This is a genomic window from Actinomadura rugatobispora (genome assembly GCF_055379765.1).
Genome location: NZ_AP029191.1, coordinates 1,093,853 through 1,119,858, shown reverse-complemented (window position 1 = coordinate 1,119,858; position 26,006 = coordinate 1,093,853). Strand labels below are relative to the sequence as shown.

19 protein-coding genes are annotated in these 26,006 nt (G+C 75.4%); 10 read left to right on the top strand and 9 right to left on the bottom strand.

Annotated features, from left to right (window positions below):
- Positions 1-2: 2 nt before the first annotated feature.
- Together ACZ466_RS04400 and ACZ466_RS04395 are read left to right on the top strand one after the other, a co-directional pair.
- Positions 3-1,148, top strand: a complete 1,146-nt coding sequence (locus ACZ466_RS04400; protein WP_378282119.1) for a DUF58 domain-containing protein — start codon at positions 3-5, stop codon at positions 1,146-1,148.
- Positions 1,109-3,340 (top strand): transglutaminase TgpA family protein, encoded by a 2,232-nt coding sequence (locus ACZ466_RS04395; RefSeq protein ID WP_378282120.1) that lies wholly within the window; start codon positions 1,109-1,111, stop codon positions 3,338-3,340. Before ACZ466_RS04400 ends, ACZ466_RS04395 begins: the two co-directional genes overlap by 40 nt.
- Before the next feature lie 22 nt (positions 3,341-3,362).
- On the opposite strand, the gene ACZ466_RS04390 is transcribed toward ACZ466_RS04395, so the two are convergent.
- Together ACZ466_RS04390 and ACZ466_RS04385 are read right to left on the bottom strand one after the other, a co-directional pair.
- The gene (locus tag ACZ466_RS04390; protein WP_378282121.1) at positions 3,363-4,301 is read right to left on the bottom strand and encodes a DUF5996 family protein; all 939 of its coding nucleotides are present in this window, start codon (positions 4,299-4,301) and stop codon (positions 3,363-3,365) included.
- A gap of 95 nt (positions 4,302-4,396) precedes the next feature.
- Positions 4,397-5,038: a C40 family peptidase gene (locus tag ACZ466_RS04385; RefSeq protein ID WP_378282122.1), complete on the bottom strand. Its 642-nt coding sequence runs from the start codon at positions 5,036-5,038 to the stop codon at positions 4,397-4,399.
- An 18-nt stretch (positions 5,039-5,056) separates the two neighbouring features.
- Between ACZ466_RS04385 and ACZ466_RS04380 the strand changes: the two genes are divergently transcribed.
- Entirely contained in the window at positions 5,057-5,245 is a 189-nt protein-coding gene (locus ACZ466_RS04380) for a hypothetical protein (RefSeq protein WP_378282155.1), read from the top strand.
- Here the strand turns inward: ACZ466_RS04380 and ACZ466_RS04375 are convergent.
- Positions 5,235-6,962 carry a serine/threonine-protein kinase gene (locus tag ACZ466_RS04375; RefSeq protein WP_378282123.1) on the bottom strand — a complete coding sequence of 576 codons (1,728 nt, stop codon included), beginning with the start codon at positions 6,960-6,962 and terminating at the stop codon, positions 5,235-5,237. The genes ACZ466_RS04380 and ACZ466_RS04375 overlap by 11 nt on opposite strands.
- A 235-nt stretch (positions 6,963-7,197) precedes the next feature.
- On the opposite strand from ACZ466_RS04375, the gene ACZ466_RS04370 reads away from it, so the two are divergent.
- From ACZ466_RS04370 to ACZ466_RS04355, 4 genes are all read left to right on the top strand, one after another.
- A complete protein-coding gene (locus ACZ466_RS04370; protein ID WP_378282124.1) occupies positions 7,198-8,658 on the top strand; it encodes a carotenoid oxygenase family protein in 1,461 nt (486 codons plus the stop codon).
- 101 nt (positions 8,659-8,759) lie between these two features.
- Complete coding sequence (locus tag ACZ466_RS04365; RefSeq protein ID WP_378282125.1) at positions 8,760-10,676, top strand: hypothetical protein; 1,917 nt, start codon at positions 8,760-8,762, stop codon at positions 10,674-10,676.
- A 112-nt stretch (positions 10,677-10,788) separates the two neighbouring features.
- Positions 10,789-11,946: a CaiB/BaiF CoA transferase family protein gene (locus tag ACZ466_RS04360; protein ID WP_378282126.1), complete on the top strand. Its 1,158-nt coding sequence runs from the start codon at positions 10,789-10,791 to the stop codon at positions 11,944-11,946.
- 194 nt (positions 11,947-12,140) lie between these two features.
- Positions 12,141-16,898: an HAD-IC family P-type ATPase gene (locus ACZ466_RS04355; protein WP_378282127.1), complete on the top strand. Its 4,758-nt coding sequence runs from the start codon at positions 12,141-12,143 to the stop codon at positions 16,896-16,898.
- Here the strand turns inward: ACZ466_RS04355 and ACZ466_RS04350 are convergent.
- The 6 genes from ACZ466_RS04350 to ACZ466_RS04325 all read right to left on the bottom strand — a co-directional run bounded on the left by ACZ466_RS04350 (position 16,895) and on the right by ACZ466_RS04325 (position 22,395).
- Positions 16,895-18,034, bottom strand: a complete 1,140-nt coding sequence (locus ACZ466_RS04350; RefSeq protein WP_378282128.1) for an acyl-CoA dehydrogenase family protein — start codon at positions 18,032-18,034, stop codon at positions 16,895-16,897. The genes ACZ466_RS04355 and ACZ466_RS04350 overlap by 4 nt on opposite strands.
- Positions 18,035-18,110: 76 nt before the next feature.
- Positions 18,111-19,364 carry an aspartate aminotransferase family protein gene (locus ACZ466_RS04345; RefSeq protein ID WP_378282129.1) on the bottom strand — a complete coding sequence of 418 codons (1,254 nt, stop codon included), beginning with the start codon at positions 19,362-19,364 and terminating at the stop codon, positions 18,111-18,113.
- Positions 19,365-19,456: 92 nt separating this feature from the next.
- Positions 19,457-20,110: a GntR family transcriptional regulator gene (locus ACZ466_RS04340; RefSeq protein ID WP_378282130.1), complete on the bottom strand. Its 654-nt coding sequence runs from the start codon at positions 20,108-20,110 to the stop codon at positions 19,457-19,459.
- A gap of 16 nt (positions 20,111-20,126) precedes the next feature.
- Positions 20,127-20,957, bottom strand: coding sequence for a maleate cis-trans isomerase family protein (locus ACZ466_RS04335; RefSeq protein ID WP_464042866.1), 831 nt, complete (start codon positions 20,955-20,957; stop codon positions 20,127-20,129).
- 180 nt (positions 20,958-21,137) lie between these two features.
- Positions 21,138-21,899: a maleate cis-trans isomerase family protein gene (locus ACZ466_RS04330; RefSeq protein ID WP_378282132.1), complete on the bottom strand. Its 762-nt coding sequence runs from the start codon at positions 21,897-21,899 to the stop codon at positions 21,138-21,140.
- A 13-nt stretch (positions 21,900-21,912) separates the two neighbouring features.
- Complete coding sequence (locus tag ACZ466_RS04325) at positions 21,913-22,395, bottom strand: DUF3830 family protein (RefSeq protein WP_378282152.1); 483 nt, start codon at positions 22,393-22,395, stop codon at positions 21,913-21,915.
- A gap of 271 nt (positions 22,396-22,666) precedes the next feature.
- On the opposite strand from ACZ466_RS04325, the gene ACZ466_RS04320 reads away from it, so the two are divergent.
- The 3 genes from ACZ466_RS04320 to ACZ466_RS04310 all read left to right on the top strand — a co-directional run bounded on the left by ACZ466_RS04320 (position 22,667) and on the right by ACZ466_RS04310 (position 26,002).
- Entirely contained in the window at positions 22,667-23,671 is a 1,005-nt protein-coding gene (locus ACZ466_RS04320; protein WP_378282133.1) for a D-2-hydroxyacid dehydrogenase, read from the top strand.
- A 40-nt stretch (positions 23,672-23,711) separates the two neighbouring features.
- On the top strand, positions 23,712-25,145 hold the full coding sequence (locus ACZ466_RS04315; protein WP_378282134.1) for an amidase: 1,434 nt from the start codon (positions 23,712-23,714) through the stop codon (positions 25,143-25,145).
- An 89-nt stretch (positions 25,146-25,234) separates the two neighbouring features.
- Positions 25,235-26,002 (top strand): hypothetical protein, encoded by a 768-nt coding sequence (locus ACZ466_RS04310; RefSeq protein WP_378282135.1) that lies wholly within the window; start codon positions 25,235-25,237, stop codon positions 26,000-26,002.
- The last annotated feature ends 4 nt before the right edge of the window (positions 26,003-26,006 follow it).

Below are 26,006 nucleotides of genomic sequence, written 5' to 3'. Positions count from 1 at the left end.
ACGTGCTGACGCCGCTGGGCCGGGGGACGGCGGCCGTGTCGGCGGTGCTGTACGCGGCGGGCTGGTGGCTGGGCTATCCGGAGCCGGCGATGCTGGCGGTGGCCGGGCTGGTGGCGGTGGCGGGCGCGGTGCTGTGGACGCTGCCGCGGCCGCGGCTGGAGGTGGACCGGGAGATCGCGCCGCTGAAGGTGGGCCGGGGTGAGCCCGCCGTCGGCGTGCTGCACGTGACGAACGCGGGCCGTGCCGGGGTGCGCGGCCTGACCGCCCACGACGCGGCCGGGGCGGCGGAGGTGGCGGTGGACATCCCCAGGCTCCGGCCGCGCGGCAGGCGCACGGTCACCTACCGGCTGCCGACCGGTCGGCGGGGCGAGATCCCGGTGGGGCCGCTGCGGCTCGTCCGGGCCGACCCGCTGCGCCTGGCGCGCCGCGTCCGGGAGTACGGGTCGCCCCAGACGCTTCTGGTCCGTCCCAGGACGGTGCCGCTGGCGCTGCTGCCGTCGGGGCGCGCCCATCACCTGGAGGGGCCGACCAGCGACCGGTCCCCGGCGGGCACGGCGACCTTCCACGCGCTCCGCGAATACGTGGTCGGCGACGAGATGCGGCACATCCACTGGAAGTCGTCGGCGCGCACCGGGACGCTCATGGTGCGCCGCCTGGTGGACGCGAGCCTGCCCACGACCACGGTGGTGCTGGAGGCGCGTCCCGAGGCGTGGGCGGACCCCGACGACTTCGAGTTGGCGGTGGACGCGGCGGCGTCGGTCGCGGCGGGCGCGGCCGCGGCGAACTTCCCCGTGCGGATCCTTACCGGGGGCGGGCCGGTCGCCGAGACGCGGGGCGGGCCCGACGACCTGGAGGTGCTGCTGGACCGGCTCACCGCCGTGGCCATGGCCGAGGGGCCGAGCTCCACGGTCGACGTTGTTCGGCGGGTGCGGGCCGGCGGGTCGCTGGTCGTGGTGGCGTCGGGCGGCGCGGACCTGGGGCGGATCGCGGCCGTGCGGGGCCGGTTCGATCGGGTGGTGGTGCTGCGGGTGCGGCCTGGGGAGGCGGCGTCCGCGCCGCCCGGCGTCCACCTGGTCGACTTCGGCGACCTGGACGGCCTGGCGTCGGCGTGGAACACCCTGGGACGGGCGGCGGGGCGCGGGCGATGATCCGGCGCTACCTGTCCCTGGTGGTGACCGCCCTGCTGGCGGCGGTGGCGGGGCTGGCGTTCCACCGGGTGTTCGGTCTCGGGCCGGTGCTGCCGGTGGCGGGGGTCGCGGCGGCCGTCCCGACGCTGCTGTCCGGGCTGCTGTCGGGGCCGCGCAAGTCGGGGAGGCCGTGGCCGCTGTGGATCGCGCTGGTGCTGACGGTGGCGGCCTGGGCCGGGACGGCCGCCGTCACCGTGCTGCGGCCCGCGCTGTCGGACGGGACGCTGCCGCAGGCCATGCGCGAGGGCGTGCTGCGGTCGTGGAAGTCGATCCTGACCACGCTGCTGCCCGCGCCCGCCGAGCCCGAGTTCCTGCTGCTGGTGCACGTGCTGGTCTGGCTGGCCGCGTTCGGGTCGGCGGAGCTGGCGCTGCGGACCTCGCTGCGCGCCGCGCCCTGCCTGCCCGCGCTCGCCGTGTTCGGCGCCGCGCTGCTGCTGGGCGTGGACGGTCCGGGCTCCAACCTGGGACCGGCCGCGGCGGCCGTCGTGCTGATCGCCGTCCTGGCGCTGATCCGGTCGGACGAGGGCGGAGGGGCCGGGTGGCGCCCGCTGTTGGTCGGTGTCCCGGCGGCCGCGGCCCTGGGCGCCGTGGCGTTCCTGGCCGCGCCGTACGTGCCGGTCAGCGCCGACCCGTACGACCCGCGCGAGCAGGTCCAGGCGCCTCCGCCGCAGCAGCGGGACGGGATCAGCCCCCTCGACCGGGTCGGCGGCTGGCTGCTGACCCCCGACCAGGTGCTGTTCAGCGTGGAGGCGTCCCGGCGGGAGAACGTGCGGCTGGCGGTGCTGGACCGCTTCGACGGGGTGACCTGGTCGTCCACCGCCCGGTTCGCCCCGACGGGGAGCCGGGTCCCGGCCGCGCCGGACGCGGGCGGCGACGCGGGGGACGGGACGGTCCGCACGGCGCCGCAGCGGATCACCATCCGGGACCTGCCCGGCGTGTGGGTGCCCGCCGCCGACCGGCCCCGCCGCGTGGAGGGGCTCGGCGTCGTCGTCGATCCGGCCAGCGGCGCGCTGGCCGCCGCGCGGCCGCTGCGGAACGGGCAGTCCTACCGTGTCACCTCCGAGATCCGCGAATGGGACGCCGGTGACCTGGCGGCGGCCGGGATCGCGCAGGACGCGGAGGCGCGCGCGGCGCTCCAGCTCCCCTGGGGGCCCGGCGCGACGAAACCGCCCGTGCAACTGGAGGAGTTCCGCCGTTTCGCACAGGGCGCCACGGCGGGCGCGGTCTCGCCCATCCAGCGGGCCGCGATGCTGGCCGTCCACCTGAAGTCCTACGCCAAGTACGACGTGACCGCCCCGCCCGGGCACAGCTACCGCCAGCTCGACTACTTCCTCTCCGAGGGCCGCCGCGGCACCCCGGAGCACTTCGCGGCCTCCTACGCCGTGCTGGCCCGCACGCTCGGCCTGCCCACGCGCATCATGGTGGGATTCAGCGGCGGACGCCCCTCCGGCAACGCGCGGGACATGCGGGCCGGGGACGTGATGGTGTGGCCCGAGGTCAAGTTCGACGGGCTCGGCTGGGTGCCGTTCAACCCCACGCCGCAGCGCTCCGGCCAGTCCAAGGACTCCGACGCGGTCGCGGCGGGGGAGACCCAGCAGAAGCTGGAGCGGCTCCAGCAGAACGCCGCCGCGCAGCAACGCGGAGGGGGTCCGGGCAAGACACCGCAGACCCCGGCCCCGGCGGCTCCTGCCGCGAGTGAGCCGCCCCTGCCCTGGTGGGTGTACGCGGCGTCCCTCGCGGGGCTGCTCGCCGCCGCCTACGTCCTCGCGGTGCTGCTGGTCCCGGTGTTGCGCCGGCGCCGCCGCCGCAACGGCCCCCCGGCCGCGCGCATCGCGGGCGCCTGGCGCCAGGCCCTGGAGCATCTCGGTGATGTGGGCCTGGCCGCCACCCGCACCCTCACGGCGCACGAGGTCGCCCGGTTCGGCGCGGGCCGCCTGGGCGACGCCGCGCTCGACCACCTGCGCCCCCTCGCGGACCTGGTGAACCGCACCCGTTTCGCCCCGTCCCCACCCGAGCCGTACGCCGCGGACCAGGCATGGGAGCACACCGACCGGCTCGGACGCCTCGTCACCGCCAAGGCGGGCAGGCTCCGCCGCCTGCGGCGCCGCCTGCACCCGCGCTCGCTCCGCCGCGACCGCCCCGAACCGCTCTGACGCCTCTTTCGCTTCGTCCGGGTCAGCCCGCGTGGGCGTGCTGGACGCGGCCCCGCTCGGGACACCAGCTCGACTGGAGCAGCTCGTGGGGCCAGCCCGCGGTGACCGCGCCGGCCTCGTACGCGCTCTGCAGGAACTCCAGCAGCGTGCCGCGCGGGTCGGCGGACCCGCGCACGACGTCCCAGTCCAGCCGCGCCTGGTGCGTCTCGCCCATGGCGTCCCAGCGCGCCGCCGCGGGCCGCAGCGGGCGGCCGGTGAGCCCCGCGGGCTCGGGGTGGGTGTAGGAGTAGAACGCCGGAGCGGGCGTGGACGGGTCGCCCGGCCACCACCCGAAGCTGATGACCTCGTCGCGGTAGGCCTCGCGGGCCACCGCGTCCGCGTCCTCCAGTTCGGGCGCCCGGCGGCCGGAGAAGCGGGCGGTCGCCAGGTCGAAGCTGTGCCAGAACAGCTGGACCGGGCTGGCCTTGCCGCCGAACCAGCCGCGGAACTCCAGGAACATCTCGTCCGCCCATTCCAGCGCCCGCCGGAAGTCCTCGACGCGGGCCGGGTCGTAGGAGGCGTGCTCGGTGTCCTCGGGGAACGGCGTCGTCATCGGCACCCCGTACGGCCTGGCCCTGATCCTGACGTGCACGCCCAGCTCCCGCAGCAGCGCGAACAGGTCGTCGTGGAAGCGGGCCACCGACAGCCCGTCGTACAGCGGCAGGGAGTGCTCGCCGTCCGCCGTCCGTACCAGCAGGCGATGTCTGACCAGGTCGAACGAGATGGTGAGGGCGACGCCGTCATGGACCATCCGGCCGGTGCGGTACCCGTGCTCGTCGACGCGGAAGGTGGCGTGCCACCAGTGGTTGGTGGGCGGCGCCGAGGCGAGCTGGATCTTCCCGACGATCTGCGTCCACAGGTGCAGGGTGTTCTTGGTCGGCTCCCATGCCTCCAAGGGCAGGGCCGGCAGCGCGTCGCTCATGCCGTGCCCCTACCCACGCCGCCGCCGGTTGCAGGGGAGTTGGTCCGGCCTCGATGCCCCCTTTGAGGGTTCTTGCCCTGCGCGGTCGCCCGGGGTCAGCGGGAGGGCGGGACGACGACGCCGATCTCGCCGCCCAGCCGCGCGCCCATCTCCAGGTCGAGGTCGTCGCCGCTCCAGAACCGGCCCGGATCGAACCAGTTGGGGCGGCGCCCGCCGGGCAGCAGCCCCATCGCCTGGTACGTCACCGCCACGATCTCCGCGCAGAACGCGGTCTCCAGGTTCGGATCGCGCTCGGCCGGGCGGCGGAACGGGACCCGGCCGCGCAGCCAGCGCGTGGCCAGCCGCGAGGTGGACGGGAACGGGGTGCCGTCCAGCCGCGCCACCGCCTTCAGCGCCGCGTTCTCCATCTCCCGGGTCGGCGGCGGGTCGAGCTGCCGCAGCCAGGCCCGCTGGCCGTACCGGTTCCCCCAGACGACCACCGCCTCGCGCAGGTCGTGCAGCTGCGCCCCGCGGTGGTGGCCGCCGGTCCACAGGTCGCGCAGCGACCGGCCCAGCTCGGCGTGCCACATCAGCGGGGGCAGGTCGTCGATGACGATCGCCATCCCGACGTGGTTGACGGGGCTGTTGGTGGTCATCTGGATCGCCCGATCCGCCGGGGCGCGCCCGCGGAAGAGCCAGACGTCGCCGGTGCGGGTCAGGTCGGCGGCCTGCTCGAGGCCGATGCTCGTACCGGACATGATCGCTACCCTAGGCGGATGCGGTGGTGGAAGGTGCTGGGAGTGGCCGGATTCGTGGGTGTCGCCGCGACCGGGGCGGTGATCGCCCGGGCGGAGCGGCGCCGCCGTGCCTATACCCCGGAGGAGATCAGGGAACGCCTGCATCAGCGGGTCGCCGAGGGAGACGGCACGACCGGGGCCGGGAAGGACCGACCGGTCAGTTCGTGACGCGGGCGTCGCGGAGGCAGACCGGCGGTTTGGACCACGACATGGTCGCGGGCTTGCCCTGGTTCAGCCTCAGCAGCGCACCGACCCGGAAGCAGTAGCCGGTCCTCGGGTCGAGACCGGTGACGGTGGCCGTCCGCGCGCCCTTCCCGGCGGACACGGTGGTCGTGCTCCCGGCCGGGATCGTCTGGACGATGATCGGGAGCTGCCGGGCGGCGGGAGGCACGGTCCAGGTCAGGACGGCCCGGCTGCCGAGCCCCTTGACCCTGACGCCGCGCGGCCGGGTCGCCTGGAGCTGCGCCGCCGAGATCGGCTCCTGGCCGTCCCCTGGCTGCGCGCCGCCGGTGGGCGCGCCGGGGCCGGTGGACGGCTGCGGGGCCTGGGCCCCGGTCTGCGGGTCCTGCGGGGGGCCGCCGCGCAGGGCCAGGGCGCCGACGCCCAGCGCCACACCGCCGACGAGCGCGACGGCGGCGGCGATGACGAGCCCGCGGCGCGGCCCGTCGCCGCTCCCGCCGGTGTCTTTGTCGCCGGTCTCGCGCTGGGGAGGCGGCGGCCAGTTGTGCGGGTCGGGCGGCGGGGCGTCCGCCGGTGCGGGCTGCGGCAGGGCGGGCTGGGCCGACGCGGCGGGGTGCCAGGGGGAGAGCGGCGCGGCGGGCTCGACGGTGGACGGCGCGCGGCCCGGCATCGTCGGCGCCCAGTCGGGCACGGCCGGAGGGCGGGGATGGGTGAACGCCTGCGGCGCCTCCCCGGACCCGGACCCGAACCCGGACACCGATCCCGACAGCGATCCGGACAGGGACCCGGACGTGGACCCGGACGTGGACCCGGACCCGGATCCGGGAGGCCGCGGCGGCCCGGCGGCGCCCGTCCCGGACCCGCTGTGCGTCACGTCGGTGACGGGCAGCCCCAGCTCGTTCTGCAGCCACTGCAGGGCCCGCGCGAACTCCACCGCGTCGGTGAAGCGGTGCTCGGCCGCCTTGGCCATCGCGCGGCCGATGACCTCCTCCACCGGCGGCGGCACGTCGGGACGCCCGATCGGCGGCGGAGGCTCGTTCAGGATCCGCAGCATCAGCTGCGCGATGCCCTCGCCCGCCGGGCCCTTGAACGCGGGGCGCCCGGCCAGCAGCTGGTACAGCGTGGAGCCGAGGGAGTAGATGTCGGCGCCGACGGCGGGCGGCCGGCCCTCCAGCACCTCGGGGGCGGCGTGGTGCGGGGTGAACGCCTGGGTGTGGGAGGCGTCGAAGGAGTCGACCAGCCGGGCGATGCCGAAGTCGGCCAGCGCGGGCTCCCCGTACCGGGACACCAGGATGTTCTGCGGTTTGACGTCGCGGTGCAGCACGTCGGTCTCGTGCGTCGCGGCCAGCGCCCCGGCCATCTTCACGCCGATCCGCAGCACCTCGGCGAGCGGCAGCGGCCCCTCGCGGGCGAGCCGGTCGCTGAGCGCGCCCTGCTCGAAGTACTCCATCGCGATGTAGGAGCGGCCCGAGCGGGTGGTGCCGGTGTCGAGCACGGTCACCACGTTGGGATGCCCGGACAGCCGACCGGTGATCTTGCACTCGCGCTGGAAGCGGCGCATGGCGCCGTCGTCGACCGAGCTGATCGACAGGACCTTGAGCGCCACCATCCGGTCCAGCCGCTCCTGCCGGGCGCGGTAGACCACGCTGAAGCCGCCCTCGCCGACCTGTTCGAGCACCCGGTAGCCGGGGACGTCCTCGGTCATGGCGGCGCGGATCCTTCGCGGGCGGGAGGGGCGTTCGGGGGGATTCGGGGTGGTCCGCCGGTTTCGACGCGGGCCCGCCGGCGGCGGTTCCCCAGGGGCACCAGGGTAGTACGGGGCGCCCGGGAACTTATTGGACCTGATATTGAATACGGGCGCCGCGCGTGTCACGCTGCCGCTACCGAGCAAGCAGCCGTTCAAACGACGGCACCCGTCTCCGCAGGAACCAGGAGGGACCGTGACGGCACCCGCCGGGCAGTCCGGCGCCACCGGCCACGGCGGGCACCACCCGTGGCACCGGGTGTACGAGGCGCTGGAGGACGAGCACGACTACGAGATCGACGACATCGGAGGCGCCCTCCCCGACGGCCTGAGGGGCACCCTCTACCGCAACGGCCCGGGGCGGTGGCAGGTCGGCGAGAGCCTCCTGGACCACATCTTCGACGGCGACGGGATGCTGTCGATGTTCGCCTTCCCCGGCGACGGCCGCGTCCGCTACCGCAACCGCTACGTGCGGACCCGCCACTACCGGTACGGGCAGGAGAAGGGCAGGGTCGGCCTGAGGGGGATCGGGACGCAGCGCCCCGGCGGGATGCTCGCCAACATGTTCCGGCCTCCCTCCAACGTCGCCAACACCGGGGTCGTCCTGCACGGCGGGAAGCTGCTCGCGCTCTGGGAAGGTGGCCGTCCGTTCAGGCTCGACCCCGACAGCCTGGAGACGCTGGGGGAGTACTCCTTCGGCGGCCGGCTGAAGGTGCCCGCCGCCTTCTCCGCCCACCCCTCCCGCTGCCCGGACACCGGGGAGCTGTTCAACTTCGGCATGGACTTCACCCGTGCGCGCAGCCTGCGCTGCTACCGGGTCGACCCGGACGGGGCCCTGCACCACCTGCCGCGCGTCCCGCTGCCGTACACGCCGTGGAACCACGACTTCGCCCTCACCCGCCGCCACCTGGTCTTCGTCATCAACCCGGTGGTCCCCAAGGCGGCCGGGATCCTGCTGGGGACGAAATCGATCAGCGAAGCGCTGCGGTACGAGCCGCACCGCCCCACCTGTTTCACGATCGTCCCGCGCGACGGCGGGAGGGCGCGCGTGATCGAGCACGAGGCGCTGCTGGGATTCCATTTCGTCAACGCGTTCGAGGACGGCGACGACATCGTGGTGGAATTCGTGCGTTTCGCCGACTGGGACGGGGTGGCCACCGCGTTCCGCGATTTCCGCACCCGCGATTTCCCGTGGGGGTGCGCGCTGATGCGGTACCGCGTGTCGCCGGAGAGCGGGCGCGTGGAGGGCGAGGAGCTGTGCGCCCTGCCGCTGGAGCTGCCGCACGCCGACGTCCGCCAGGCCGGGAGTCCCCACCGCTACACCTACTTCGCGGGCCGCACCCGCCCGGGCTCGCCGGACGACCGGATCGGGATCCACGCCTTCGACCACGTCACCGGCGAGCGCAAGGTCCATGAACTGCCGGCCGGGCACATGCCCGGCGAGCCCGTGTTCGCGCCGCGCGCACCGGACGCGCCGGAGGGCGACGGCTGGCTGCTCGCCCTCGCCTACGACCCGGGCGGGCACCGCTCGCGGCTGCTCGTCCTCGACGCCCGGGACGTGGAGGCCGATCCGGTGGCGGTGCTCGGCCTGCGTCATCACATTCCCATGGGATTCCATGGCGCGTTCACCGAACGCGTCGCCCATAGTGGGAAATAACGCCCGGCCTGGTTAATCGTTCCGTCAATTCCGGTGCTGGGCGGCCGTTGCGCTGCTTAATGTCTGGTTCGCATCTGCCGGTTATTCGGGGAGCGGACGCGATGCGCAACGATGCGAAGGAGAAGCCCGGCACCGAGCCGGGCCCGGAGCCGGGTCCGGAGCCGGGCCCGAAGCCCGGCGCCGGCGGCCGAGCCGGCCGCGGCACCGGCCGGAGGCGCGCCCGGCGGGCCGCACCGGGCGCCGGCCGGGGCCAGGGCTCCGGGACCGGCGCCAGGGCGCACGCGGAGGCGGAGTACCGCGAGCTGGTCCGGCTGGTGTACTTCGTCCTCCCGGGCAAGGGCAAGCGGATCTACCGGCTGGCGCTGGCCCGCCGGATCGTCGAGCGCACCGCCGGATGGGGGCCGGGCCGCGGGCTCGGCCGCGAGCGGGGCCGGGCGCGGCGCCGCACCCGGGTGCTGCGGCAGGCGATGCGCCCGTCCCGCCGCCGGCAGATCGGCCTCGGCCCCTGGCTGCGCTCGATGCCGGCCCGGCTGCCCGACCCGTCCCTCACCGCCATGCTCTCGACGCTGGAGCCGCGGGTCCGGCTCGCCTACGTGCTGCTGTACGTGGCGGAGCGGCCCCGGTACGAGGTGCGCGACCAGCTCGCCGAGCTCCGCGTCCCCGACCCCTGGACGGTGATCCGGGCGGCCGAGGAGCGGTCCCGGGAGGCGGCCCTGACGGCGGTGCCCGGACGCGGGACCGGGCGGCCGGCCCCGGAACGCGGCCTGCCGCCCTCGGCCGCCCCGCGGCGGCGGGGGACCGATCCGTTCGCCCCGCCCCGGGCGGGTTCCGCCCGCGGCCGGACGCCGATCCCGATCGGCGTCGCGGTGGCGCTGACGGCGGTGCTGGTCGGCGCGCTGGTGCTGAGCGAGACCGGCGCCGCGGGACGGCTCCTGGGCGGCACCTCCTCGGCGGACGCCCACGACCTGAGCCTGCGGTTCGCGGCGGCGGACGCCTGGCGGCGGGCCCCGCACAGCCTGGACGTCTGGCCCGCGCGGGGCGGCCTGGTCCGCGACAGGAAGTTCACCGACCGGGCCCTGCGCGCCTGGGCCGCCGCCGCCAAGGCCGGGCGCACCGGACCGGGCGGCGGCGATCCGCAACTGCTCTTCGCGGGCCACGTCGACGGCCGTCCGGTGGCGCTGCTGCGGCACGGCGACCGGGTCGGCCGCTACACCGGGGCGGACGACCGGCTCGCCGTCTCGGTCGCCGGCAGGGAGCCGTCGAGCCCGATGGCGGTCGGCGGGGGCCGGTACCTGCTCGCCCCCTGGGACAGGGCCGAGACGCTCGCGGGGGTCAGGGTGGTCACGTACGAGGGCCTCACCCCGCCGCTCCCGTCCCGGCCGCGCTGCGGCCGCGGCCCGGTGCTGAACCTGGAGAGCGACGGCGCGTCCCGGACCATCGGTGAGTTCGGCGGTCCCCGCCCGGTCGTGCTCGCGCACCGCTCGCCCAAGTACGCCGTTCCCGCGCCCCCGAAGAAGGGCACCGCCGCCGCGATGCCCGCCAAGCCGGTGAAGCCCGCGCGGCTGTCGGAGGAGGGGCTGAGCGTCTGGGAGCGCGTGGCGTGCCTGACGGCGCCCGATCCCCGGCGGCCCGTGCCGGAGGCGACGGCCTGGGAGTTCTGGTCGGGCCCGCTGCCCCCTGAAGGCGGGCGGGCTCAGTGGGTCTGCACGAGCATGGTCTCCTCCGGGAGCGGGGGCCCCGGAGGGGGCGGGGCGACGGGGCAGGCTGCCCTCCTGGTCCAGAAGACCGTCCAGCCCACCGGAGCCTGCGACCCGCGGCGGCCGGTCGCCGGAACCTGGCGGCGGTCCGCCCTGGGCGAGTGGCACTACGTCGCCGCCGCGGCCCGCGGGCTCACGCCTCAGGCGAAGGGGCCGTTCCAGATGAGCCGGGTGGAGTCGCGGCTCCTGTACGCCGTCCCGCCCGACCCCGAGCGCCGTCCGGCCAGGCCCGTCACCCTCACCGCCCGGCCCGCGCCGTGAGCCGGCGCTGAACCGGGCGCCCGGTCAGGGGCCGCTTACGCCCATCGTGCACACTGAGGAGGCACCGAATAGGATTCAGCCGGGCCGTGGGGCCCGGTGAAAGGGGTCTGGGATGGGCAAGGGGCCGCTGTCCGGAGTACGGGTGATCGAGCTGGCCGGGATCGGGCCGGGTCCGTTCGCCGCGATGTTGCTGGCCGACCTGGGCGCCGACGTGATCCAGGTCGACCGCCCCTCCGCGGTCAGGGAGGGCCAGACCACCGGCGGCACCGAGTTCAGCAACCGCGGCAAGCGCTCGATCGCCGTCGACCTCAAGAGCGAGCGGGGCAGGGAGGTCGTGCTCGGCCTGATCGAGAAGTCCGACGTCCTGATCGAGGGCTTCCGGCCCGGCGTCACCGAGCGGCTCGGCATCGGCCCCGACGACTGCCTGGCCCGCAACCCCCGGCTCGTGTACGGCCGCATGACCGGCTGGGGCCAGCAGGGCGCGCTCTCCAGGAGCGCCGGGCACGACATCGGCTACATCGCCATCACCGGGTCGCTGCACGCCATCGGCCGCGCGGGCGGCCCGCCCCAGGTGCCGCTGAACCTCCTGGGCGACTTCGCCGGCGGCAGCATGTACCTGGTCGTCGGCGTGCTGTCGGCGCTGCTGGAGTCGCGCACCAGCGGTCAGGGCCAGGTGGTCGACGCCGCCATCGTCGACGGCACCGCCCACCTGTCCACCTTCATCCACGGGATGCTGGCCGGCGGCCTCTGGCAGGACCGGCGCGGCGTCAACATGCTCGACACCGGCACGCCCTGGTACGACGTGTACGAGACCGCCGACGGCAAGCACGTGGCGGTCGGCGCGATCGAGCCGCAGTTCTACGCCGAGTTCGTCCGGCTGCTCGGCCTGGAGGACCGGGAGGGCGCCGCGGACCTGCCCGGCCAGTTCGACCAGGAGCGCTGGCCCGAGATGCGGGAGCGGTTCGCCGCCGTCTTCAAGACCAGGACCCGGGACGAGTGGGCGAAGATCTTCCTGCCCAGCGACGCCTGCGTGGCCCCCGTGCTGTCCCTCAAGGAGGCGGCCGAGCACCCGTACAACACCGAGCGGGGCGTGTTCCTGGAGAGCGGCGGGACGCACCAGCCCGCCCCGGCGCCGCGGTTCTCCCGCACGGCGGCCGAGACCGACGGGGTCCCGGCACTGCCGGGCGGGCAGACCCGGGACGTGCTCACCGACCTCGGCTTCGACGACGTGGACGGCCTGCTGGCGAGCGGCGCGGTCGTGCAGAGCTGACCGGCCCGGCGGCCGGTCCGCGCCCCGGCCGCCGCCCGCCCGCCGGGGCATTGCCGCCACTCGGTAAATTCCGCTCCCCGCCGGTGTCGTCCCGCCCGCCCGGGGTACGGGCCGTCAGCATCGCCCCGTGATCGTGGGGCGGCGCTGCGAGCAGGCGACGCTGCGAACGGGCGGCGCGGTGAGAGGGTGACGCGGTGGGAGTGCTCCGGTCGGCGGCGCGTCTCGTGCCCCGTGCGACGGCCCATGCCGCCGGCCTGGCCTCCGGTACCGCGCGCCTGACCGCCGAGACGGCCTCAGAAGCGACCGCGCTGGCCACCGGACTGGCCGCCGGCCTGGCGACAGGGCTGGCGACGGGGCTGGCGACGGGGCCGGCGTCCGGGCCCGTCTCCGGAACGGCCGGGCTGGTCGGCGGCGCCGCCTCCCGGACCGCCGGGCTGGCCTCCGCCGGGCTCTCCCGCGTGCCACGCCCCCATGTGCCCCGCCCCCGCGTACCGCATCCGCCCCTTCCGTCCGCGCTCAGTGAGCTGGTGGAGCGCGCCGAGCTGGCGAACCTGATCGGCCCCCGGACCCGGCGGCGGGTCTGGGCCCGCAAGGGCAGGGCCTACATCGAGCTGCGCGGCCACCCGGCGACCCGTACCCCCGCCGGCGCCGAGCTGCGCGCCGCTACCACCAAGGCGGTGCGCCGGCTCAAGGGCGTCCACTGGGCGGAGGTCAACGCGGTCACCGGCGAGGTCCTCACCGCGTTCGACGAGGACCAGATCACCCTGGAGGAAGTGCTCGACGCCATCGACGCCGTGGAGCAGGAGCACCAGGTCTCCGACACGACCCTCCCCATGGAGAGCCATCCCGGCGACCTCGCGCCGGCCACCGTCGAGACGATCGCGCTGGCCTCCGACTGCGCCGCGTTCGCGCTGGCCATCGCCGGACGGTTCGTCTGGCTGCCCCGGTGGCCGCGCGCCACCCGGGTCGCCGTGGTCTGGCTGGACGGCCAGCCGCGGCTGCGCAGGCGGCTGGAGCACCGGCTCGGGCCGCACGGCACCGACCTGGTCCTCGCCGTGACGAACGCCGCGCTGCACGCCCTCACCCAGGAGCCGTCCTCGCTGGCCGTGGCCGCGCTGCAGCACGGCGTCCAGCTGGCCGAGGCGAACGCCCAGCGGGCCGCCTGGAGCCGCTGGGAGGAGAGCCTGTCCGGGGGCGGCCTGCCCACCGAGGCCCCGCACCGGCCCGCCCGGCCCGAGCCGCTGCCGCCCGGACCGGTGGAGACCTGCGCCGACCGCTCCGCGATCGCCGCGCTGGTCGGAGCGGCGGGCGTGGCGGGCTTCGGCCGCGACCCCGGCGCCGCCGCCGACGTGCTGCTGGCGATGGTGCCGCGCGCCGCCCACAGCGGCCGGCGCGCGTTCGCCTCCGGTCTCGGCCGCGCGCTGGCCCGCCAGGGCATCGTCCCGATGGACGGCCGCTGCTACCGGCGGCTCGACCGGATGACCGCCGTGGTCCTGGACTCGGCCGCGCTGTGCGGCCCCGAACCGGAGATCATCTCCGCCGACGGGGCCGCGGTGTGGCGGGCCGCGTCCCGGCTGCTGGAGGTCGACCCCGGGCTGGAGGGCGTCCCCGACACGGACGGCTGGCGGCTGGAGCGCACCCGCGGCACCGTCGGGACCCCGGCCGATCCCGGCGGCCTCCGGCTGCGCGTGCTCGGACCCGAGGGCGGCGTGCTGGGGGAGGCGCTGGTGGGGCGCAGGCTCGCCCCGCTGGCCGAGTCCCTGCTGGTCGCGGCGCGGGACGGCGGCGCCCGCGTCCTGCTGACCGAGCACGTCTCCACCGCCGATCTGCTGCCCCTGGCCGACGACGCGCTGGACGCCGCCACCCCGCTGCTGGACCACGTCCGCGCGCTGCAGCGCGACGGCGAGGGCGTGCTGGTCGTCACCGCCTCCGACCAGGGCGCCGCGCTGGCCGCCGACGTGTCCGTCGGGGTCTCCGCCGCCGGTCCGGTGGACGGCGGCACCCCGGCCTGCTGGGGCGCCGACCTGATCTGCACGGGCGGGCTCGACCAGGCCTGGCGGGTGCTGATCGCGGTCGGCGCGGCCAGGGAGGGCAGCCGGCGCGCGGTGCGGCTGGCCCTCGGCGGCTCGTCCCTCGGCGTCCTGCTGGTGCTGACCGGGCGCCGCGCGACCTCGGCGTTCGACCTGGCCCCCGTCTACAGCGCGGCACTGGTCGCGATGCTCGGCGGGCTGCTGTCGGCCCGCAGGCTGGCGACCCGGCCCGCGCCGAGGCCGCTGCCCCGCATCCAGTGGCACGCGCTCGACCCGGTCACCGCCGCGGAGCAGGCGCTGCGCCTGCGCGGCGCCATGGCCGCCGAGGAGGCCCCTCCCCGCACCCGGCTGCTGCCGGGACCGCTGCCGGCGCCGCTGCGCGCCGCGCCGCCGGTCAGGGCGCTCGGCGAGGTCGCCGCCTCCGTCCGGCACGAGCTGAGCGACCCGCTGACGCCCGTCCTGGTCCTGGGCGCCGCCGCGTCCGCCGTCGTCGGGTCCGGTGTCGACGCCGCGCTGGTCGGCGGCGTCATGGCCGGGAACGCGCTGATCAGCGGCGTGCAGCGGGCCCGCGCCGAGCGCGCCCTGCGCGGCCTGCTGCTCGGCCAGCGCGCCCCCGCCCGCCGGGTGCGCACCGGTGACCACGCGGACGACCCCCGCGCCTGGGACTTCACCCTCGACGGCCGGACCGGATGGGCCCCGTACGACGTCATCCCGGCCGCCGAGCTGCGCCCCGGCGACGTCATCGCGGTCGGCCCCTCCGACGTGGTGCCCGCCGACGCCCGCCTGCTGGCCGAGGAGGACCTGGAGGTCGACGAGGCGAGCCTGACCGGCGAGTCGCTGCCGGTGTCCAAGTCGCTCGCCGCCGTGCCCGGCGCCGACCTCGACGAGCGCGGCTGCATGCTGTACGAGCAGACCACCGTGCTCGCCGGCCGCGGCTACGCGGTCGTGGTCGCCACCGGCGAGGCCACCCAGGCGGGCCGGGCCGCCGCGCTGGCCGGCCGCGGCGCCGCCCCCACCGGCGTGCAGGCACAGCTGAACGAGCTGACCCGGATCTCGCTGCCGGTGACCGGGCTCAGCGGCGGCCTGGTCAGCGTGCTGGGCCTGCTGCGCGGCGTCTCCGCCCGGCAGGCGATCTCCTCGGGGGTCGCGGTCGCGGTCGCCGCCGTGCCCGAGGGGCTCACGCTGGTGGCGACGGTCGCGCAGCTGGCCGCCGCCCGCCGGCTGTCCCGCCGCGACGTGCTGGTGCGCTCGTCCCGGACGCTCGGCACGCTGGGCCGCGCCGACACCCTGTGCTTCGACAAGACCGGGACGCTCACCGAGGGGCGGCTGCGCGTCACCCGCGCCAGCGGCCCGCTGCGCGGCACCGGACTGGACGGCCCGCTCGGCCGCCGCGTCCTGACCGTCGCGGCCCGCGCCTGCCCCGACCCCGCGGCCGGGAGCGTCAAGCACGCCACCGACCGGGCCGTCCTGGACGCCGCCGAGACCCGGCTCGGCGGGGACCCGGAGTGGGAGCCGCTGCACCGGACTCCGTTCGAGCCCAGCCGCGGCTACTCGGCCGCCACCGGCCGCGACGGCGGCGAGGCGTACCTGGCGGTGAAGGGCGCCCCCGAGGTCGTCCTGCCGCGCTGCCACCGCCTGGTCGCCCGCGCCCGCGCCGGGGCCGGGCGCGACACCGAGCCCATGACGGCGCGGCGGCGCGCGTCCGTCGAACGGACCGTGCACCGCCTGGCGGGCCGCGGGCTGCGCGTGCTGGCGGTCGCCGAGGCCCGTCCCGGCGGGCTGGAGGACGCCGAGAAGCTGCCGGAGACCGCCGACCTGGTGCTGGTCGGGTTCGTCGGCATCGCCGACCCGACCCGCCCGGACGCGGCCGAGGCGATCGGCACGCTCACCGCGGCCGGGATCCGGGTCACGATGATCACCGGCGACCATCCCGACACCGCCCGCGCGGTGGCCGCCGAACTGGGCGTCCCGCATCCCGAGCGCACCCTGACCGGCGCCGAGCTGGACCGGCTCAGCGACCGCGAGCGGACCGCGCGGATCGCCGCGACCTCGGTGTTCGCCCGCGTCACCCCCGAGCACAAGGTCCGCATCGTGCAGGCGCTGCAGCGCGCCGGGCGGGTGGTGGCGATGACCGGCGACGGCGCCAACGACGCCGCCGCGATCCGGCTCGCCGACGTGGGCATCGGGCTGTCCAGCGGCGACTCGCGGGCCGCGCCGTTCGCGGCCGACCTGATCCTGCGCGGCGGCGACCTGCCCGGAATCGTGGCGGCGCTGCTGGAGGGCCGCGCGCTGTGGCAGAGCGTCCGCAACGCCGTCTCGATCCTGGTCGGCGGGAACGCCGGCGAGGTCGCCTTCACGATCTACGGGACCGCGCTGGGCGGGCGGGCGCCGCTCACCACCCGGCAGCTGCTGCTGGTCAACATGCTCACCGACATGATGCCCGCGCTGGCCGTGGCGCTGGCCCCGCCCGACGGCGACGGCGACCCGGCGGCCGGCGATCCGGCGGCCCCGCCCAAGGCCGGCGCGCTCGGCGACCCGATGTACGACGCGATCGCGGCCCGCGGCGTGGTGACCGCGCTGGGCGCCGTGCTGGCCTGGCAGCTCGGCCGGTTCACCGGACGGCGCCGGCGGGCCGGGACGATGGGCCTGGCCGCGCTGGTCATCACCCAGCTCGCGCAGACCCTGCAGTCCGGATGGCGCAGCCCGGCGGTGCTGGCCACCTGCGCCGCCTCGCTGCTGGTGCTGGCCGCGGTGATCGAGACGCCGGGGGTCAGCCACTTCTTCGGCAGCACCCCGCTGGGGCCGGTGGCCTGGTCGATCGTCCTGGGCTCCGCGGCGGCCGCCGCCACCGCCCCGCTGCTGGGCGCCCCGCTGAAGGCGCTCGCCGACCGGGCCGGCGTCTCCTGGAGGCCCGGCTCCTAGAGGCCCAGGCGCCTGCCGACGATCTCGTTCATGATCTCGCTGGTGCCGCCGCCGATGCCCAGGATGCGCGCGTCCCGGTAGTGCCGCTCCACCTCCGACTCGCGCATGTAGCCCATCCCGCCGTGCAGCTGGACGGCCTCGTGCACCACGTGCTCCACCGCGTACACGGCGGTGTTCTTGGCGTAGGCGGTCTCGGTCAGCACGTCCTCGCCGGCGGCGTGCCGCTCGGCCACGCCGCGGGTGTAGGCGCGCGCCACGTCCACCTGCCGGGCCATCTCGGCGAGCTTGTGCCGGACCACCTGCCGGGACGACAGCGGCCGCCCGAACGTCTCCCGGGCCCGCACCCACTCCAGCGTCAGGTCCAGGCACCGCTGCGCCGTCGCGTACGCCTGGACGGCCAGCGACAGCCGCTCGGTCACGAAGTTCCGCATGATCTGCACGAAGCCGGAGCCCTCCTCGCCGACCAGGTTGGCGGCGGGCACCCGCACGTCGGTGAACGCGAGCTCGGCGGTGTCGGAGCACAGCCAGCCCATCTTGCTCAGCGACCTGGACACCGCGAACCCGGGGGCGCCCTTCTCGATCACCAGCAGCGAGATCCCGCCGTACCCGGGCTCGCCGGTCCGCACCGCCGTGGTCACGAAGTCGGCCCGCACGCCCGAGGTGATGAACAGCTTGGCGCCGTTGACGACGTAGGAGTCGCCGTCCCGCACGGCGGTGGTGCGCAGGCCCGCCACGTCCGACCCGGCCTCGGGCTCGGTGACGCCCAGCGCCCCGATCCTCTCCCCGGCCAGCGTGGGCCGCGCGAACCGCTCGACCAGGTCCTCGTCACCCGAGGCGATGATGTGGGGCAGCGCGATCCCGTGGGTGAACAGCGAGGCCACCACCCCGCCCGACCCGCCCGCCTGGATCAGCTCCTCGGCGACGGTCATCGCGTCGAACAGGTCGCCGCCCCCGCCGCCGGCCTCCTCCGGGAACCCCGCGCCCAGCAGCCCGGCCGCCGCCGCCTTCCGGTGCAGCTCCCGCGGCAGTTCCCCGGCGTCCTCCCAGGCGGCCAGGTGCGGCACGATCTCCCGGACGGTGAAGTCGCGCACCAGCCGGCGCAGCGCGACGCGTTCGGGCGTGTTCCACGGGCTCATGGTGGGGCTCCTCCGGACCTGGAAACCAGAACGGGGTTCGGAATCTAACAGAGGAGCCCCGCGCCCGCTCGCCCGCTCAGGCGGTGGCCTCGGCCACCGCCTCGCTCCACAGCGCCAGCGCGTCGTCGACCTGGTCGCCGTTGACCACCAGCGGCGGGATCATGCGGACCACGTTGCCGTGCGCGCCGCAGGTGAGCAGCAGCAGGCCGCGGTCGACGGCGGCCTTGTGCGCCCGCTGCGCGGCGCCCGCGTCCGGCTCCCCGCCGGGCGCGGTGAACTCGCTGGCCTGCATCAGCCCGAGCCCGCGCACGTCGCCGATCGCCGGGTGCTCGGCCGCGATCTTGCGGAGGCCGTCCTGGAGGCGGGCGCCCATCTCGGCCGCGTTCTCCACCAGGCCCTCCTCCTGGATGACGTCCAGCGTCGCCAGGGCGGCCGCGCACGCCACCGCGTTGCCGCCGTAGGTGCCGCCCTGCGAGCCGGGCCAGGCCTTCTCCATCAGCGCCGCCGGCGCCGCGATCGCCGACAGCGGGAACCCGCTGGCCAGCCCCTTGGCCGTGACGACCACGTCGGGCCGGACGCCCGCGTGCTCGTGGCCCCAGAACTTCCCGGTGCGCCCGAAGCCGGTCTGGACCTCGTCGAGGATGAGCAGGATCCCGTGCCGGTCGGCGCGCTCGCGCAGCCCCTGCAGGAACGCGGGCGGCGCCGGGATGTACCCGCCCTCGCCCAGGACCGCCTCGACCAGGAACGCCGCCGTGTCCTGCGGCGCACCCGAGGTGGCCAGGACGTAGTCCAGTTCGCGCAGCGCGAACCTGGTCGCCTCCTCCTCGCTCCAGCCGTACCGGTAGGCCTGCGGGAACGGCGCCACCACGGCGCCCGGCATCAGCGGCCCGATCCCCGCGCGGAACTTGGTGCCCGCCGTGGTGAGCGCGGCGGCGCCCATCGTCCGGCCGTGGAAGCCGCCCTGGAAGACCAGGATGTTCTGCCGCCCGGTGACGTGCCGGGCCAGCCGCACCGACGCCTCCACCGCCTCGCTGCCGCTGTTCATGTAGAACAGCGAGTCGACGCCCTCGGGGAGCACCTCGCCCAGCCGCTCGGTCAGGCGCAGCAGGGGCTTGTGCATCACCGTCGTGTACTGGCCGTGGATCAGCGTGGCGACCTGCTCCTGGGCGGCCGCGACGACCCGCGGATGGCAGTGGCCGGTGCTCGTGACGCCGATCCCCGCCGTGAAGTCGAGGTGGCGGCGCCCCGCCTCGTCGTACAGGTACACGCCCTCGCCGCGCTCCGCCAGGACGGGCGTGGCCTGCTTGAGCACGGGAGACAGCTGAGCCATCCGGTCCTCCCAGTAGGATTGTCGACAATCTGCAGCCTATGGCAACACGCGGGGCCCCGCCTTGTCCACCCTCACCATGAGCTGTGTTCTCGTCACGCCAGGCGTTTGATCGAGTCGGTCATGTGGTCTTCGATGAGGCGCAGCAGGCGCTCCTCCTCGCCGTCGGAGATGGCGTCGACCAGGCGCCGGTGCTCATCGACCAGTTCTCCGGGCTCGGGGTAGGTGTCCTGCAGGGCGTTCAGGCACATCCGGGTCTCGACCAGCAGGGTCTGGGACATGCGCTCCAGCCGGGCGCTGCCGGAGGAGCTGACCAGGACCTCGTGGAACGCCTGGTCGGCGTCGCTCATCTTCACCCGGTCGCGCTCGCGGGCGGCCTCGACGAGGTGCTCCAGCGCTTCGGTGAGCCGGGCCACCGCCTCGCCGCGGTTGCGGTCCATGACGAGGGTGCAGGCGGCCCGCTCGATGGCCAGCCGGGCCAGATAGACGTCCTCGACGTCCCCCTCGTCCAACGTGATCACGAAGAGCCCGCGGTGCGGCTCGCTGTGCAGCAGGCCCTCCTGGACGAGCCGCTGCATGGCCTCGCGCAGCGGGCCGCGGCTGATGCCCAGCCGGCCCGCCAGCTCGGCCTCGCCGAGCTGCTCGCCGGGCGCCAGGTGGCCGTACAGGATCGCCGAGCGCAGCTCGTCGTAGACGATCTCGACGGTGGACTTGCGGGGGACGGGTTCCAGCTCGCCCAATCGGCCCATGCGCAAGGCCCCTCTCTCATAGCGTGGGACGGTGCGCACCCGGCACCGGAGGCCCGGCCTCCCAGGGGACGGCGGTGGCGGCCGCGGAGCCCGCGTCGAGCCCGGCCGCGAACAGCCGGCCCAGGCCCGTGCGGGGGCGCAGCGCGGACGCGGCGCCGTCGCCGCTTCCGGCCGCGAGCCGCAGGCCCTCCCAGACGCTCACCTGGTTGGCGGTGAGGACGGGCTTGCCCAGGCGCTCCTCGAGGTCGTCCAGCCAGGCGACCGTGTGCAGCGCGGTGTCGGGCACCAGCACGGCCTCGGCGTCGGGATGGTCGTTGGCCGCGACGAAGTCGAGCACCTCGTCCCGGCCGAGCGTGCCGACCTCGGCGGCGGTGATGATGCCGCGGCACGACAGCGCGACGACGTCGATGCCCGCGCGTCCCAGGAAGTCCACGAACCGTTCGGCCACGTCGGCCGGGTAGGTGGCCGCGACCGCCACCCGGCGCAGGCCGAGATGGCGGGCCGCGTTGACGAAGGCGAAGGAGGTGCTGGACGCGGGTGCGCCGGCGGCCTCCCGCACGCCCTCGACCTGGCCCGCGGCGCCGTCCCAGCCGAACACGAAGCTGCCGCTGGTGCAGGCCCAGACGGCCGCTCGCACGTCCAGCCCCGCCAGCGCGCGCGCCCCTTCCGAGAGCACGTCGGCGCCGCCCACGTCCAGCAGGGCGTCGACGCGGTGCGCGTCCTCGCGCATCAGGGTGTGCACGACCGGCAGGCGCACGTCGCCGAGCATCTTCTCGATGACCGGATAGTCGTCCTCGGCCGAGTAGCCGGGGTAGAGGAATCCGATCGCGGGCGCCGTGGGTGCCATCCGTCCTCCGCTCCGAATCCGGGTGCAGATTCAGATTGTTGACAATCCTAACATTTCCGATCTTTTGCCCGCGGTTGGGCTCGCGTTGACGGCCCGGCCGGTGCGGGCACCGGCCGGGCCGTCCCCCTGCCCATCCGCGCGGGGCCCCGCCCGGGCCCTGTTCAGGCCCTGGTCAGGGGGTCAGGCCGCCGTGGCCCGGCCCAGCTGCACCAGCCACTGGCCCTCGCCGGCCGCCTGGCAGCCCATGGCCCGCAGCGCGGAGCACATGGTCACCTGGTTGGCGGTGAGGACCGGCTTGCCGATCATCCGCTCCAGCGGGGCGATGATGTCGTAGGTCGGCACGTTGGTGCAGCTGATGAAGACCGCCTCCGCCTCGGGGCGGTCGACCGCCGAGACCGCCTCGACGACCTCGCCGTAGCCGACCTTCCAGATGTGGTTGAGCAGGCCCATGCCGACCGACGACACCACCCCGACTCCGTGCGAGCCGAGGAAGGACACCAGCCGGTCGGTGACGCTGTCGATGTAGGGCGTCACCACCGCGATCCGGTCGACGTCCAGCAGCCGCAGCGACTCCACCAGGGCGCCCGAGCTGGTCGTGGCGGCGGGCGCGCCCGCCGTCAGCATCGCCTGGGTCAGCTCCCGCTCGCCCCGCGCGCCCCGGATGAAGCTGCCGGACGCGCACGCGTAGGCCACCGCCAGCGGCTCGGGCGCCAGCACGTCGCGGACGGCCTGCCGCACGATCGAGTGGTCGGACAGGGCGGAGGCCATCTCCACCGTGACCGGCACCGGGACGTACGGGAGCCGGGTCATGAACAGCGAAACGTCGTCGGGCGTCCAGCGCCACAGCTCCCGGTCGAGCGCGAAGTCGAACGGGGCCACCACGCCGATGCCGTGCTGGGCGGTCAGCTCGGGCCCGACGATCAGCTGGGGGTCGAATGCCATCCCCGGCCGCCGCTCAGCCGCCGTGCCGTGCGTACACCAGGCGCTCGCCGACACCGCCGGAGCGCCACACGTCGTTGCACGCCTCGGCCATGCGGTCGAGGCCCTCGACGATGGTGGCGTAGACGTTGCCGGGCACCCAGCCCACGTCCCCGTTGAGCAGCAGGTTGTTGCGCCCGTAGAAGATGGCGAGGTCGATCACGCCGGGCAGCTCGTGGATGTTCTTCTCCTCCTTGAAGCCGCGGTCGAGCATGCCGCCGTGGAAGTCGAAGAACACCACGTCGCCGGGGATCGGGGTCACGGTCGGGTTCTCCTGGCCCACCGCCTCGTCGGTGAACCGCTCGACCATCGTGTAGACCTCGTTGCGGGCGTACTTGGCGTGGTAGGCCTCGCCCCCGAGGGGGAGGGACTCCCAGACCGCCTCGCACGTCCTGGGGGCGTCTTTCTCGAGCAGTTCCGCGACGCAGGAGACGCCACGGCGCTCGAGCGTGATGGTCATGAGCTTGGGCATGCCGGCCTCCCCGGGCACAGGGGTGGGCGACGCGTCGCTCACCCGAGAGGACTCTTTCGATTAGAGCGCCTTGGGATCCGCCCTGGCCTTGGAACGGTTGCGACGGTCTTGCAGCACGATCAACGCGGGCCGCCTGGCGAGTGACCCGGTGGTTTGATGCCCCGCGCTGATTGTTGACAATCCTACGAAGGCTTCCTAGCGTGTCAATGCCTCCCCACGTTGCGTTCTAGTTAATTGAGCGACCCCAGAGAGTGAGCCGATGGAGCCTGCCCAGCCACTTACCTCCCGGCCGCCCCAGGTGGTGGTGCTCCGGGGGGACGCGCGGCCGCCGGGGATGGAGCCGGTCGAGCGGGCCGCCGACGTGCGCTACGTCCGCGAGGACGGCCTGGCGGAGGCGCTCCCGGGGGCCGACGTGCTGTTCGTGTACGACTTCTGGACCGAGGCGGTCGCCGCCGCCTGGCCCGCCGAGGACGCCCCGCCCTGGGTGCACATCGCCAGTGCCGGGGTGGACCGGTTGCTGTTCCCTGCCCTGGTCGACAGTGAGACCATCGTCACCAACTCGCGAGGGGTCTTCGACCGGCCCATCGCAGAATATGTCCTCGGACTGGTGCTCTGCTTCGCCAAGGACCTGCACACCACCCTGCGGCTGCAGGCCGAGGGCGTGTGGCGGCACCGCGAGACCGAGCCGATCGCCGGCGCCCGCGCGGTCGTCGTCGGCACCGGCCCGATCGGGCGGGCCATCGCCCGCACGCTGACGGCGGCGGGACTGCGGGTGAGCGGGATCGGGCGCACGGCCCGGTCCGGCGATCCCGACCTGGGGGAGGTGCTGCCCGACGACCGGCTGCACGAGGCGCTGGCCGAGGCCGACTACGCCGTGCTCGCCGCACCCCTCACCGACCGCACCCGCGGCATGATCGACCGGGCCGCGCTGCGGGCGATGCGCCCCACCGCACGGCTGATCAACATCGGCCGGGGGCCGCTGGTGGTGGAGGACGACCTGGTCGGCGCGCTGCGCACGGGCGAGATCGCGGGCGCCGCGCTGGACGTCTTCGTGGACGAGCCGCTGCCGTCCCCGTCCCCCCTCTGGGAGCTGCCCAACGTGATCGTGTCCCCGCACATGTCGGGCGACATCGTCGGCTGGCGGGACGAACTGGTCCGGCTGTTCGCCGACAACCTCGACCGCCGCGTCCACGGCCGGCCGCTGCGCAACGTCGTCGACAAGCGCCTCGGCTACGTCGGCTCGGGCGCCCCGGCCTCCTCCTGACCACCGCGCTGACCACCGCCGCTACCCCTGGGGGGAATCGATGACCGGCACCGAGGGCACCGGGACCGCGGACCCGGCGAACCTGACCGCGACCGAGCTGCTGGCCGCCTACCGCACCGGCGCGCTGTCCCCGGTCGAGGCCGCCGAGGCCGTGCTGGCCCGGATCGAGCGGGCCGATCCCGAGCTGAACGCCTTCTGCCTGGTCGAGCCCGAGTGGACGCTGGAGGCGGCGCGCGCGTCCGCCGAGCGGTGGCGGCGCGGGGAGCCGTCGGGGCTGCTCGACGGGGTACCGGTGTCGATCAAGGACGTGCTGCTCACCCGGGGGCGGCCGACGCTGCGCGGCTCCCGTTCGATCAGCCCCGGCCAGCGGTGGCCCGACGACGCGCCCTCGGTGGCCCGCCTGTACGAGCACGGCGCGGTCCCGGTCGGCAAGACGACCACGCCGGAGTTCGCGTGGAAGGGCGTCACCGACTCCCCGCTCACCGGGATCACCCGCAACCCGTGGGACCTCTCCCGCACCCCGGGCGGCTCCAGCGGCGGCGCGGGGGCGGCCGTGGCGGCGGGGATGGCCCCGCTGGCGCTGGGCACCGACGGCGGTGGCTCGGTGCGCATCCCGGCCTCGTTCACCGGGACGTTCGCGCTCAAGCCGACCTACGGCCGGGTGCCGCACTTCCCGGCCAGCCCGTTCGGGACGCTCGCCCACGTCGGCCCGATGACCTGGACGGTCGAGGACGCGGCGCTGCTCATGGACGTGATCTCCGGGTTCGACAGCCGGGACTGGTCGGCGCTGGCGCCGCCGCACGCGCCGTTCTCGCCGCTGCGCGGGGACGTGTCCGGGCTGCGCGTCGCCTACAGCCCGACCCTGGGGTTCGCGCGGGTGGACCCCGAGGTCGCCGAGCTGGTGGAGGCGGCGGTGGAGGTCTTCGCCGAGCTGGGCGCCAAGGTGGAGCAGGTCGATCCGGGCTTCGACGACCCGGTGGCCGAGTTCGAGGTGCTGTGGTTCGCGGGCGCGGCGAAGGTGGTCGAGCACCTCGGGCCGCAGGAGCGCGCCGCCCTCGACCCGGGCCTGCGCGAGGTCTGCGACCTCGGCGCGGGGTACTCGGCGTCCGACTACCTGGACGCGACGGCCCGGCGGATGGAGCTGGGGCGGATCATGGGCCGCTTCCACGAGCAGTACGACCTGCTGCTCACCCCGACGATGCCGATCGCGGCGTTCGAGGCCGGCCGCGTGGCGCCGCCGGAGGGGCCCTGGGCCGGGAAGGAGCGCTGGACGGGGTGGACGCCGTTCACCTACCCGTTCAACATGACCCAGCAGCCCGCGGCCAGCGTCCCGTGCGGGTTCACCGCCGACGGGCTGCCGGTCGGGCTGCAGGTCGTGGGCCCGCGGCACGCCGACGGGCCGGTGCTGGACGCCTGCCTGGCCTTCGAGCGGGCCCGCCCCTGGCAGGGCCGCCGGCCGCCGCTGCCCGTGTAGCCGGCCCGTGTGACTCGGTCTTGTAGCGGCGCGCCGGGGCGGCTAGTGTCCCGACCAAGCAACCGCTTGGGTCGGGTCTGGGAGGCTTCATGCGCCGCGGCATCTACCTGCTCGAAGAGGTCGAGTTCCACCCGATGAACTCGCGCAGGCCGCTGGAGTACCTGCGCTGGCTCACCGAGTACAAGCGCGAGGACGACCGGCTGGAGGCGGGCGCGCACGAGCTCACCGCGGGCATGTCGATCCGCTCCCGCGAGATCGACCTGGTCGGCGCCTTCTACGCGGTCGGCATCACCGGCCACCCGCAGTTCAAGGTGGTGACCCTGTGGGACTGCCACGGCGGCTGGGACGGCGGCTGGCGGCAGATGCTGGAGATCTACGACGACGTCCAGAAGAACCTGTTCCTGTCCGACATCGACGACCTGCGGCACGGCGCGTTCTCCCGTCCGCTGGGCGCGGCCCCCGGCTCGCCCGCCGTCGCCGACCTGCTCGCGGAGGGTTACGCCGCCCCGCTCTACCTCTTCGAGAGCGCCCAGGTGCGCCCCGGCGCCGCGCTGGACTACCTGGACGCCGTCCGCCGCGAACGCGCCCCGATCCTGGCCGATCACGGCCACCGCCTGGTCGGCTCGTACGAGGTGCAGTTCTGCGACACCGAGGCCGTGACCCTCTGGGGCACCGACATCGACGCCCACCTGGAACTCCAGCGCGCCCGGGACGCCGCGCTCGGCATGGACGACGAGACCGACCCCGACCACCGCCTGATCAGCTGGCGCAAGACGGCCCGCCAGTACCTGGAGGGCCCCTGGCGCGAGACCCTCCTCAGCCCCTACCCCGGCAGCAAGCTCGCGCCCCCGCGATGAGACG